The organism is Vitiosangium sp. GDMCC 1.1324, from assembly GCF_003044305.1.
Lineage (GTDB): Bacteria > Myxococcota > Myxococcia > Myxococcales > Myxococcaceae > Archangium.
Genome location: NZ_PZOX01000007.1, coordinates 419576 through 431773 on the forward strand (window position 1 = coordinate 419576; position 12198 = coordinate 431773).

Below are 12198 nucleotides of genomic sequence, written 5' to 3' on the forward strand. Positions count from 1 at the left end.
GGAGGGCTCCTCTGCCTGCTCGTGACGGACACAGGAGGGGAGCGCACGGATGCGCCTGCTGCACACGTCGGACTGGCACCTGGGACACACCCTGTATGACACCTCGCGCGAGGCCGAGCACGAGGCCTTCCTCGAGTGGTTGCTCGACTCGCTCGAGGCCCACAAGGTGGATGCGCTCCTGGTGGCTGGCGACATCTTCGACACCGCCAACCCCAGCGCTGAGGCCCAGGCCGCCTGGTATCGCTTCGTCGCCCAGGCCCGGATCCGCTGCCCGAAGCTGGACCTCGTCGTCATTGGCGGCAACCACGACTCGGCGGCCCGGCTGGATGCGCCCGATCCCCTCTTCGCCGCGCTCGGCGTGCGTGTGGTGGGCGGGCTCCCCAAGGTCCAGGGTGCGGTGAACCTGGAGCGTCTGCTGGTGCCGTTGAAGAACGCCCAGGGCAAGGTGGGCGCGTGGGTGGCGGCCGTGCCGTACCTGCGGCCCGCGGACCTGCCGCTCGTCCCGGAGGAGGCGGGGGACAAGCTCGTCGAGGGCGTGCGCTCGGTGTACGCCGAGGTGCTGGAGGGCGCCCGCTCCCAGCGCAAGCCGGGCCAGGCGCTCGTCGCCATGGGCCACTGTTACATGGTGGGCACCGAGCTGTCCGTGCTCAGCGAGCGCAAGATTCTCGGAGGCAACCAGCACGCGCTCCCGGTGGACCTCTTCCCCGAGAACGTGGCGTATGCGGCGCTCGGGCACCTGCACAAGGCGCAGCGCGTGGGCGGACGCGAGGGCGTACGCTACAGCGGCTCGCCCCTTCCTCTGTCGCTCTCCGAGGCCAGCTACGCCCACCAGGTGCTGCTGGTGGAGCTCGAGGGCGAGCAGCTCTCCTCCGTGAGGCCGCTGCACGTGCCTCGCCGGGTGGAGATTCAGCGCGTGCCTCCGCGCGACGCGGCCACGCTGGATGAGGTGGTGCAGATGCTGGAGGCCCTGCCGGAGTTGGAGCCGGAGACCCCCGACTGGCGCCGACCCTACCTGGAGGTGTGCGTCGCGCTGCCCCGCCCCGAGCCCGCACTGCGCCGCCGGGTGGAGGCCGCGCTCGAGGGCAAGGCCGCCCGGCTGGTGAAGCTCACTCCCGCGTATACCGGCAGCGGCAACGCGCTCGCGGATGACCGGCCGGGGGTGTCCCTCAAGGAGCGCACCCCCGAGGACGTGTTCCGCGCCCGCTACGCTCGTGACTACACCGAGCCGCCCGACCCGGCGTTACTCGAGGCCTTCCACGCGCTGCTCACCCAGGTGCAGGAGGATGCGTCATGAAGATCCTCTCCATCCGCGGCTGCAACCTGACGAGCCTCGCGGGCGACTTCTCCCTGGACCTGGACAAGCCGCCGCTCGACAAGATGGGGTTGTTCGCCATCACTGGCGCCACGGGAGCGGGCAAGAGCACGCTGCTGGACGCCATGTGCCTGGCCCTCTTCGATCGTACCCCCCGGCTGGGGGATCGCGGCGGCGTGCCGGTGGGACGCCCCGAGGAAGATGAGGACGCGCGGCTGACAGCCTACGACGTGCGCGGTGTGCTGCGGCGTGGCGCGGGCGAGGGCTTCGCCGAGGTGGACTTCCTGGGCAAGGACGGCCGGCGCTACCGTGCTCGTTGGTCCGTGTGGCGGGCGCGTAGCCGCGCCGAGGGGCGCTTCCGTCCGCAGGAGATGAGCCTCACCGACCTGGCCACCCAGCAGCAGTTCGGGCGCACCAAGTCCGAGGTGCTCAAGGCCATCGAGGAGCGGCTGGGCCTGTCCTTCGATCAGTTCCGGCGCTCGGCGCTGCTGGCGCAGGGCGAGTTCGCCGCCTTTCTGCGCGCGGATGCCAACGAGCGCGCGGAGCTGCTGGAGCGGATGACGGGGACGGAGGTGTACAGCCGGGTGTCCATGGCCGCGCACCAGCGCCACAAGGAGGTTCAGGAGGAGCTGGAGAAGCTGGCGCAGGGCGTGGCGGCCATTCCCCGGCTGTCGGAGGAGGAGCGTCAGGCGGCCGAGGAGGGGCGGGCGCGCGAGGAGGTGGCGCTGGCCGAGGCCCAGGCCGCTCAGGCGAAGGCGGAGCAGGCGCTGCGCTGGTACACGGAGCGGGCGCAATTGGTGGCGCAGGAGGCGGATGCGGAGCAGTCGCGCCAGCGCGCGGCGGAGGCGCTGGAGGCCTCGGAGCCCCGGAAGGCGGAGCTGGATAGGGTCCGCGCGGCGGAGGTGTTGCGGGCGCCGCTGAACCGGGCGGCCGAGGAGTCGCGGAAGCTGGTGGCGGCGGAGTCGGCGCTGGCGGCGCGGCGCGCGGAGGCGGAGGCAGCGCGAGCCTTGGCGCAGGCGCGCGAGGAGGCCCGGGCGAAGACGGAGGGGCGGGCCAGGGCGGCGGTGGAGGCGGAGGCCGCGGCGCGCCCGGCGTTGGAAGAGGCCGTGAAGCTGGATGCGGCGCTGGAGCGCACGCGGAGCGATGTCCGGGAGGCGGCGGGCAAGCTGGATGAAGCCCGGGAGTCCGAGCGGCAGGCTCGTGACGAGGTGGCTCGGGTGGCGGGGGACGAGTCGGCCGCGCGCTCGGCGATGACCGCGGCACAGGCGTGGCTGACCGAGCACGGGCGTGTGGCGGCGCTGGCCCGTGAGTGGCCCCGGTGGGAGGCGGAGCTCACCCGCTATGAGCGCGCGGCGGGGGAGGAGGCCAGGGCTCGCGGGGCATTCGCGAAGGTGCACGCACGGGCCGAGTCGTTGAGTGCGGACGTCCAGCGCCGCGACGAGGAGCGCCGCAAGGCGAATGAGTCCGTGGAGGCCGCAGCGGCCGCCGTGGCCAGTGCCGAGGCCTCGCTGGGCGAGGATGCCGGCTCGGAGCGGCGGGTCCGGCGGGAGTCGCTGCTGTCCCGGCAGGAAACGCTGCGAGCGCTGACGGACGCGTGCAAGGGCGTGAAGGAGGCCGCCCTCGCCGAGCAGGAGGCCTCCGGGGAAACCACGAAGGCTCGGGCGGAGCAGACCGCCGCGGCGACCGGGTCCGAGGCCGCGAAGGTGCGCCGCATCGGGCACGAGGCCGCGCTGAAGGAGGCCCGCCGTGCGCTCACTGAGGCCCGGGCGACATTGGACCTCGCGGAGTACCGTGTGGAGCTGCGGCCGGGCCAGCCTTGCCCGCTCTGCGGTGCCACCGAGCATCCCTATCGCCAACCCGGCACCGCGTTGGAGGGGCTCGCCACGAAGGCACAGGGACGGGTGGAGGAACTGGAAGGGGAGCTGAAGGCGGCGATTCAGGACGAGGCCTCGGCCAACGCACGGGTGGTGGCGGAGGGCTCTCGTGCGGCACAGGCAGAGGCCCGGCGCGAGGCCGCGGCGAAGCGGCGGATTCAGCAGCGCGAGGCGTGGAGCCACTCCCGCGCGAAGCTCGAGGGCGTGCTGCCTCCGGAGGATGTGGAGGCATCGGACGTCGAGGTATGGCTGGAGTCGGCGCTGACGGAGGCGAAGGCCCGGCTGGCCGCGCTGAAGGACGAGGAGGAGACGGCGGAGAAACTGGCCCGCGCGGCGAAGGAGGCCCGTGGCACGCTGACACTCGCGCGCGAGCGCCAGTCGGCGGCGGAGAAGGCGTGGCACGAAGCAGCCGATGCGTTGCGCCAGAACACGGAGGCCCAGGCCTCTGCTGGGCGTGAGGTGGAGCAGGCCGAGCGCGTCCGCCAGGAGGTGCTGGCCGGGCTGGCGGCTCCCTTCCAGGGCTCGCAACGCTGGGAGGAGTCGCTGGCCGCAGACCCCGCGGTCTTCCGCGCCCGCTGTGCGAAGTGGGTGGCGGAGTGGAGCACTCGCGAGCAGGCGTTGCGCGAGGCGGAGACGCGCGTGGTGCAGGCGGAGAAGAACCGTGCTCCCGCGGAGGCGCTCGTCAAGGAGCGGAGCTCCGTGGTCGAAAACCATGTGCGGGAACTGGCTCGGTTGGAGTCCGTGCTCCGGGAAACCCAGGCCGCGCGTGCGGGGGTGCTCGGCGGGCGTTCCACCTCCGAGGTGCGTGCCGGACTGCACCGGGAACTGGAGGAGTCCTCCAAGGCTTTCGAGCTCGTGCGCGCCGAGGCGGAGAGGGCGAATCAGGAGGCAGCCGCCGTCATCGCGCGTGCCGGTGAGGCGGTTCTGGTCTGTGAGTCCGTGAGCACTGCCAGGGTCGAGGCCGAGGCGGCGCTCTCGGCGCTGTTGTCCGCGCGGAGCCTCACCCGGGAGTCCGCGCAGGCCCTGCTCGCTCGGGACGCCGCCTGGTGCGAGGCCGAGGAGCGAGCCCTGGCGCAGCTCCGTCAGGCGCACGAGCATGCACTCTCCGTACTGAAGGAGCGTCAGGCTCAGCGCACCCGGCACGAGGCCTCCGGGCTTCCCTCCGTCGCTGAAGCGGAGGCTGCGGCCGCATGTGACCAGGCCCGCGCGGATACCAAGGTTCGGCTCGAGTCCGCTGCCAGGTGCAAGGCGATTCTCGAACAGGACGACGAGGCCCGCCGCCGTCAGGGTGCGCAGGCCCGGCTCCTGGAGGAGAAGCAGCGCGCCAGCGGTGTGTGGCGCACGCTCAGCGAGCTCATCGGCTCGCACGACGGCAGGAAGTTCAAGGTGTTCGCCCAGAGCCTCACCCTGGACGCGCTCCTTCATTACGCCAACGCGCACCTCGAGGAGCTGGCCCCACGCTACCGCCTGATGCGCGTGCCGAAGTACGACCTCGACCTCCAGGTGGTGGACCGGGACATGGGCGACGAGGTGCGAGCGGTCTCCAGTCTCTCGGGAGGGGAGAGCTTCCTCGTCTCGCTGGCGCTGGCCCTGGGGCTCGCCTCCCTCTCCTCGGAGACGACGCAGGTGGAGACGCTCTTCATCGACGAGGGCTTCGGCACGCTCGACCCGGCGACCCTGGAGGTGGCCCTGGCCACACTCGACGCGCTTCAGGCCACCGGACGGCAGGTGGGCATCATCTCCCACGTGTCCGGGCTCGCCGAGCGCATCGGCGTGCAGGTCCGCGTGGTGAAGCAGGGCGCCGGACGCAGCCGGCTCGTCGTGGTGGGCGAGCCGGGACTGCTCGTGCCCTCGGCTGCCGACATACGGTCCTCGGTGTCGGTGGGGTAGCGCGTCAGCTCGCCGTGCCCGCCAGGCTCGCCAGGTAGCGGTCCAGCGTCTCGGCGAACGTGGTGTCGTCGTTGATGAAGGCGAGCCCCACGCCTCCCTTGTATGGGTCGTCCACCACGTGCACCACCAGCGCGTCTCCCTGGAGGCGCTCGCCGTTGGGCAGCCTCACCTGGACCGTCACCACGCTGTCCACGGGAGGGCGGTGCGCCGTGCGCACGAAGAGGCCCCCGTTGGAGATGTTCGTCGCGTGCTCGCGCACGAAGTCCAGCTCCGTGCGGAACTCCATCTCCAGCTTCACCGCGAAGCGGCGTCCCCGGCGCTGCGTGTCGAACGTCTCGTACGCCGGGGTGCCCGGTTCTGGGATGCTCTCGGCCGGGGGCTCCTCGGTGGCGGGCTCCGTGCTCGGAGCGGGAGCGGGGGCCGCCGGGGCCTGGGCCTTGGCCGGGGTGTCGAAGTAGGCGATGGGGACGGATGTGGGTCCCGGCGGGGGCCCATCCGGGATGGGCTCGCGGACGGCGAGCTGCTGCAGGTGGCCGTGCAGCACGATGGCGGCGGCCTCGTAGTCATCCAACTCGTGGGCGTCCGGTCCGGTGAGTGCTCTGGCACGGAACGCGTCGCGCTCCGCCTTGGGCAGGCGCCACATCTCCACGAAGGTGCCACCGCTCTGCTGCACCTCTTCGATCAGCGCCTCCACCGCCGAGCGCGGGTAGCTGGGCACCTCCAGCTTCAGCTCCAGGGTGGCTTCCGTCTCCCGCAAGGCCACGACGATGCCAGGCGGCTTCGGCGAGGGCAGCAACGCCCCCAGCCCCTCCACCAGATCTCTCACCCGCTCTGCACGGGCCGAGCCATTCCACAACGCCGCGAGACCGAACACTGGCACGTCGACGGAGGTTAGCCGAGCCCGCGCTCCGGTGGGTCAACCATCGTGTATTTCTCGTCACAGGATGCCCCGCGAGCAGGCGAGCGTGAGGTGGGGCTTCCCCGACGGGCTTCGTGAGGCGCTGGTCATTCCAGGGGGCGGAGCCTGGTACGCGAGGGCAGGTTCCGGGAAACCCACCTGGGCAACGGGGGGCCTGCGACCCAGTTTCGCGGGCCGAGTGCCGCACCCCCTTCCCCGAGGCGGATCCCCATGCGTGTCCATTGTCGATTCCTCGCGGCCGCGCTGTTCGTGGCTGCGTTCGTGATGGGTTGTGGTCCTGGCAATCCGGGCCCCGACTCCCAACAGCCGGGAGTGGGTGAACAGCCCCAGGATCCAGACGATCCGACCCCGCCACCTCCACCTCCGCCCCCCGAGGAGGATCCATTCCCGGACGCTCCTGGCCCTCGCAACCCCCAGAACCCGACGCTCGATTCGGACTGCGACGGCCTGACGGACGCGGAGGAGTGGGGCAACGTCTATCCGGGCGACAAGAAGACGGACCCGAGCCGGTGGGACAGCGACGGGGATGGTCTACGTGATGGCCTCGAGGCGGGCCGCACCTCCACCGTCAACAAGAACCCGGAGTGCACGCGCCTGTTCCTCGCGGACGCGGACCCCTCGAGCCGGACGAACCCGGGGGTCGCGGACACGGACGGTGACGGGCTGAAGGACGGCGAGGAGGATCGCAACCACAACGGCAGGGTGGACCCGGGAGAGACGGACCCGGCCAACCAGGACACGGATGGGGATGGCCTGCTGGATGGTGAGGAGGACACCAACAGGAACAGCCAGGTGGACCCGGGAGAGACGGACCCGCGCAAGCGGGACACGGATGGGGACGGCCTCTCGGACGGCATCGAGCTGAAGGTGACCCATACGGATCCGCTCAACGCGGACACGGATGGGGACTCGTGCCGGGACGGTGCCGAGGATCTCAACGGCAACGGCGTGAAGAACCCGGGCGAGACGGATCCACACGACGGCTCCGACTGCGGCGCGGGCCGCTTCCTGGACACGGACAACGATGGCGTGCCGGACCAGGTCGAGGACGCCAACCGCAACGGGGTGCGCGACCCGGGCGAGACGGACTGGCGCAACCCGGACACGGACGGTGACGGGCTGAAGGACGGTGTGGAGGACCGCAACCGCAACGGCGTGGTGGACTCCGGTGAAACCGACCCGCGTCTGAAGGACACCGATTGTGACGGCCTGCTCGATGGCGCGGACCAGGGCGCCTTCAAGGGCGAGGACACGAATGGGAATGGGGTGCGCGACCCGGGAGAGACGGACCCGGCCAACCGGGACACGGATGGTGACGGCCTGCTGGATGGAGTGGAGCGGGGCGTCCCCGCGGGTTCGGCGCCCATCACCACCTGTGGCTATCCCGGAGACGCGGACCCAAGCACCACCACGGACCCGAACAATGCCGACTCGGACGGGGATGGCATCGCCGATGGCGCCGAGGACTCGAACCAGAATGGCCGGAAGGATCCGGGTGAGTTGGATCCGCGCAATGGAAGCGACGGGGCGAGCACCACACCGGCCGGCCAGGCGTGTGCGGCGCAGAACCTGCGGCAGGTCCTCTTCAAGGAGGACAGTGGAGGGGACGTCCGCCTGGCGCTTCGCCCCTCCTTCCAGGAGGTGAAGCAGATCGTCGTGAGCGGAAAGAGCCGGGGCTTCATCGGCTATGACGACACGAACAAGGTGGCTTTCATTGCCTACAAGCGTCCGCAGGCAGGCACCTCGACCACGGTGGTGGGCGACGAAGCGTTCGTACGCGGCCAGTTCTCTCCCTCGGTGACCATGGGCACCACCCAGACCTTCACCACCTGGGATGGCCACCCCGCGCTGCAGGCCTTCTACGACCAGAGCGCGACCACCCCGTTGCGGGACTACGCCAACGCGGTGGCCAACTCACTCGTGGGCTCGGGCGCGGGAGTTCTCTCGGGCGGCGCGGGAGTGACCGGGCCGTACAAGCTGCAGGTGCAGTATGTCCACCGCTCCAACTCGAGCGTACTGGTGGTGCTGGCCATCACCCCCAAGGCGCTCTTCAAGGAGCCGGGGCTCTTCGTCATGGGGGACACGGCGGGTGGTACGGCGCTGGCCCAGTTCGGTGACGCGGACGCGGTGCAGTGCGAGACCTTCACCGCCGGCAACGGCATGGCGGACTTCCTCTTCGTGGTGGACGACAGCGGCTCCATGCAGACGTCCCAGGGCGCGCTGGGCGATGCCGCCACGACCGTGGCCGAGCGGTTGGGTAAATCGCAGCTCGACTGGCGCATCGCCATGGTGACCACGTCCTATACACAGACGGGCTATGGCCTCCCCAACGCGGGGGTGTTCCGTGGCTTCACCCGGAGCATGGACCAGTTCAAGGCGTGGCTGCAGCAGAGCGCGCCGTGCCCGGACCCCAGCCAGTACTGCTGGGTGAACATCAACGGCTCCAGCGAGGAGCGCATCCTGGAGGGCGCGAGGGCGGCGGTGGACTACATGACCAACGCGAGCACGCCCGCGGCCAAGAAGTACCGCCCGGGCGCCAGGCTGGTGGTCATCGTCCTCACCGACGTGCGCGACCAGCCCGACACTCCGCCCGTCAGCACGTACATCAACTACTTCAAGGGCGCCAACCCCATAGGCCAGCTCATCCAGATGCACGGCATCATCTGTGACCCAGGCGGTGGCGAGTGCTACCCGGGCGAGCCCGTCAACGACCCGAGGCACCTGGACGTCATCCAGGCCACCGGGGGCGTCGTGGGCAGCATCCGCAGTACCTCGTCCATCCAGAACACCATCAACACCATCGTGGACAGTGTGATTGCCTCCACGGGCTACCGCACGCTCAAGCCACCCATCGGAGCCTCGGTGCGGGTGGCGCTGGAATCGGTTCAGGACCCCGCGCAGTGCACGGCGAGCGACCTGCCGCGTGGCCGGACGAACGGCTTCGACGTGGACGGTATCAGCCAGGTGCTGTCCTTCTACGGCGCATGCCGTCCGGCCTCGGCGGGGACGACGAAGGCCGCTGTCTCCTACCGCTACTGGAGCGACCTCACACCCAACAAGGATGGCAACCCGCCTCCCTGTTCGACGGACACGGGCTACTACGACCCGAGCGACCCGGACTTCTGCAAGGGACACCTCTCGTGCAACCGTCAGACGAACCGGTGCGAGTGCCCATCGGACTGCGGTGGTGGCGGCTCTCCTGGCGAGGTGTGCAACACCAGCAAGGACGTGTGCGACTTCACCTGCACGGCGGACTGTGGTGGTACGTGCGGCAGCTTCCAGATGTGCAACGCCTCCACGTGTAGCTGCCAATGCGTGGCATCCGCCACCTGCGCTCCGGGCTTCAAGTTCGACCCGGCGGCCTGCGGCTGCGTCTGTGACACGGCGGCGCTCAACTGCGGCCCCACCTACCAGGCCAACGCCAACGCTTGCGCCTGTGTCTGCAAGGATAACTGCGGTGGCACCTGCACGGGATTCACGCAATGCAACATGAGCACCTGTAGCTGTGAGCCGGTCCTCAACTGAGCGCTCACACCGAGGTGACCCCGGTGGGCTTCCGGCCCGCCGGGGTCACGGATGTCTCAAGGCCTCATCGCCACGTCGCCATTCATGAACGGCGGGATATCGGCCGGCTTGCCCGGGTTGCGCCAGACGGAGACTGGCTGGATGCCATCCTCGGTGAGCCGCCACGGCCCGAGCACCGCCGCGAGCTGCTCCGGGGTGCGCATGTGGAAGCCGGGCCCCATCATCTTCACCAGCTCGGGATGGTCCAGGGCCTTGGGGCGGGCGCCACCATCGCCGAAGCCTGATATGTCGCTGCCCAGGCGGGAGCCAGGCACCCGGGGAATGTGCTCACCATTGCTGTTAGAGTCGCCGCCCGTTCGTCCCCCCCCGACACGGAGTCCCATCCATGCAGAGCCGATCTCCCTTTCGCGTGAGCGCGATGCTGCTCGGCGCGGCCCTCCTCTCCGCCTGTGGCACCTCTCCCGCCGAGGACCGTGAGCGCGTCACCTTCCCCGCGCGCAACGACTTCCCCGTGGACTCGAGCAGCGTGGAGTCCCTGGCACCCGGTCCGCGCACCTATACGTTCGACCCGGACCTGGAGCGCAGCCACCTCTTCGTGCAGCTCTTCAGCGCCTCGCTCGGGCATGACCACGTGGTCCGCGCCACGAGTTGGTGGGGCTCCTTCCGCTTCGATCCGTCCAACCTCTCTTCCTGCGCGGTGTCCGTGACAGTGGAGGTGGAGGGGCTCGACCCCGAGCGCGACGAGATGCGCGACCTCTCCGGCATGGACCGGGTGTCCCGGAGTGATCGCGAGCAGATCCGCGAGCACCTGCGGACACCGGAGCAGCTCGACTTCGAGCAGCACAAGACCCTCCAGTTCACCTCGAAGTCCTGCGCCCTCACCGGGGAGCGGGGCGAAGGCGGCTACCCCGTGGTGGAGGTGACCGGCGATATGACGCTGCGCGGCGCGACCCACGAGGTGCGGCTGCCCCTGGAAGTGGCGATGGACGAGCAGCGGGTGGCGGCGCGAGGCGTGCTGACCACGCGCCACTCGGACTTTGGCTTCGAGCCCTATTCGATGCTCGGAGGGCTCTTCAAGAACAAGGACGAGCTCTACTTCGTCATCGACGTGCGAGGCATGCGCGTGCCCGGCAAGTGAGCCGCACGCCGGCCTGGGAGGGGGGATTGGGTTGGTTCCCTGAATTCAGGTAGAACGGGCCATCCCCTTTTCCGAGGATGCGAGATGAAGAAGGTTCTCTGGGCGGCCCTCGCCGTGTTGCTGGTGGGGGTGCTGGGGGCGGTGGGCTTCGTGCTGGGTTTGCGGCCCCGGGTGCGTCCAGCTCCGTCCCTGAAGGTGGTGGCCACGCCCGAGAAGCTCGCGCGGGGCCGCTACCTCGCGGAGAACGTCTCCATCTGCTTCCACTGCCACTCTCAGGCGGACATGAGTCTCTTCGGTACGCCTCCGAAGCCAGGCTCCCTGGGCGGGGGTGGCATGTGCATGGGTCCGGAGACGGGCTTCCCCGGCACCATGTGCGCCTCCAACATCACGCCTGATTCGGAGACGGGCCTCGGTCAGTGGACCGATGGGGAACTCATCCGCGCCATCCGCGAGGGCGTGAGCCGGGATGGTCGGCCGCTGATGCCCATCATGCCCTATGGCCTCTACAAGCAGATGTCCGACGAGGACGTGGAAGCCATCGTGGCGTACCTGCGAACGATTCCGGCTATCCGCAATCCCATCGCGCAGACGCGTCTCGACTTCCCGCTCAGCCTCATCATCCGCTTCATGCCCGAGCCCGTGGAGCAGGCCATCGCCACGCCCGCGCGCTCGGACACGGTGGCCTACGGCAAGTACCTGGTCACCGTGGGGGGCTGCGTGGAGTGCCACACGCCCACCGATGAGCAGCACAATCCACTGCCCGGGAAGCTGCTCGCCGGAGGCCAGGAGTTCGAGCTGGAGAAGGATGCGGTGGTCCACAGCGCCAACATCACCCCGCATGCGACAGGCATTGGAGGGCTCAGCCGCGAGGTCTTCATCGGGCTCTTCAAGCGTCACGCGCAGCCCGAGGCGCGGCGCGAAGTGGACCCGCGGTTCAACACGGTGATGGCCTGGCTGTCCTACGCGGGGATGACGGACGAGGACGTGGGGGCCATCTACGACTACCTGAAGACGGTGCCTCCGGTGGACAACGCCGTCATGGCCTGGACGGCCCCGAAGGTCGCGGCTCCGGCCTCACCCTGACGCAGCCTCCCCTGGCTGTCCGCCGCCAGGGGAGAGCCGAGCCACGCGGCGGGGATTGTTACTGGACCTGCACCTGGAAGTTGGCGGAGCCCAGCTCGGAGCCATCCGCGCCCACGAGCTTCGCCGTCCAGGCGCCGGAGTCGCCGGTGCGGAAGGTGCGGTAGGCGTGGGTGCGGTAGGACGAGCGGGGGACCTTCAGCTCCGTCTTGGAGACTTCCTTGCCATCCTTGGACCAGATGACGGTCACGGTCCCAGGCTCCACGCCGTTGACCTTGGTGGCGGCGTAGATGCGGGTGTTCGGAGCGACCGTGAAGCTGTCGGAGGCGCCGGTGACCTCATACTTCTCGATGCCGGTGCCGACCTTCACTTCTGCCGAGCCGGCGGCGAAGGCGGTGGTGGTGAGCAGCAGGGCGGGCAGCACATACTTCAGCCAGGAACGCTTGGACATGTGTCTCCT

The 12198-nt window shown here is 69.9% G+C and carries 8 protein-coding genes; 5 read left to right on the forward strand and 3 right to left on the reverse strand.

From position 1 onward, the window contains the following. Positions 1 to 49: 49 nt before the first annotated feature. Positions 50 to 1294, forward strand: a complete 1245-nt coding sequence (locus tag DAT35_RS22820) for an exonuclease SbcCD subunit D C-terminal domain-containing protein (RefSeq protein ID WP_108069214.1) — start codon at positions 50 to 52, stop codon at positions 1292 to 1294. Continuing rightward, positions 1291 to 5076, forward strand: a complete 3786-nt coding sequence (locus DAT35_RS22825; protein WP_108069215.1) for an AAA family ATPase — start codon at positions 1291 to 1293, stop codon at positions 5074 to 5076. Before DAT35_RS22820 ends, DAT35_RS22825 begins: the two co-directional genes overlap by 4 nt. Positions 5077 to 5080: 4 nt before the next feature. On the opposite strand, the gene DAT35_RS22830 is transcribed toward DAT35_RS22825, so the two are convergent. Continuing rightward, a complete protein-coding gene (locus tag DAT35_RS22830) occupies positions 5081 to 5902 on the reverse strand; it encodes a TIGR02266 family protein (RefSeq protein ID WP_233261648.1) in 822 nt (273 codons plus the stop codon). A gap of 303 nt (positions 5903 to 6205) precedes the next feature. Between DAT35_RS22830 and cglD the strand changes: the two genes are divergently transcribed. Next, complete coding sequence (gene cglD / locus DAT35_RS22835; RefSeq protein ID WP_108069217.1) at positions 6206 to 9520, forward strand: adventurous gliding motility lipoprotein CglD; 3315 nt, start codon at positions 6206 to 6208, stop codon at positions 9518 to 9520. 56 nt (positions 9521 to 9576) lie between these two features. On the opposite strand, the gene DAT35_RS22840 is transcribed toward cglD, so the two are convergent. Further along, entirely contained in the window at positions 9577 to 9834 is a 258-nt protein-coding gene (locus tag DAT35_RS22840) for a hypothetical protein (protein ID WP_146209835.1), read from the reverse strand. A gap of 71 nt (positions 9835 to 9905) precedes the next feature. Between DAT35_RS22840 and DAT35_RS22845 the strand changes: the two genes are divergently transcribed. Continuing rightward, positions 9906 to 10658, forward strand: coding sequence for a YceI family protein (locus tag DAT35_RS22845; RefSeq protein ID WP_108069219.1), 753 nt, complete (start codon positions 9906 to 9908; stop codon positions 10656 to 10658). Between the two features lie 84 nt (positions 10659 to 10742). Continuing rightward, entirely contained in the window at positions 10743 to 11741 is a 999-nt protein-coding gene (locus tag DAT35_RS22850; RefSeq protein WP_108069220.1) for a c-type cytochrome, read from the forward strand. A 58-nt stretch (positions 11742 to 11799) separates the two neighbouring features. On the opposite strand, the gene DAT35_RS22855 is transcribed toward DAT35_RS22850, so the two are convergent. Next, complete coding sequence (locus tag DAT35_RS22855; protein WP_108069221.1) at positions 11800 to 12189, reverse strand: DUF2914 domain-containing protein; 390 nt, start codon at positions 12187 to 12189, stop codon at positions 11800 to 11802. Positions 12190 to 12198 lie beyond the last annotated feature (9 nt).

Bases quoted from the DNA above. Each gene is read 5' to 3' on its own strand.
- DAT35_RS22820 (WP_108069214.1), top strand. From the start codon at position 50: ATGCGCCTGCTGCACACGTCGGACTGGCACCTGGGACACACCCTGTAT.
- DAT35_RS22825 (WP_108069215.1), top strand. From the start codon at position 1,291: ATGAAGATCCTCTCCATCCGCGGCTGCAACCTGACGAGCCTCGCGGGC.
- cglD (WP_108069217.1), top strand. From the start codon at position 6,206: ATGCGTGTCCATTGTCGATTCCTCGCGGCCGCGCTGTTCGTGGCTGCG.
- DAT35_RS22845 (WP_108069219.1), top strand. From the start codon at position 9,906: ATGCAGAGCCGATCTCCCTTTCGCGTGAGCGCGATGCTGCTCGGCGCG.
- DAT35_RS22850 (WP_108069220.1), top strand. From the start codon at position 10,743: ATGAAGAAGGTTCTCTGGGCGGCCCTCGCCGTGTTGCTGGTGGGGGTG.
- DAT35_RS22855 (WP_108069221.1), bottom strand. From the start codon at position 12,189: ATGTCCAAGCGTTCCTGGCTGAAGTATGTGCTGCCCGCCCTGCTGCTC.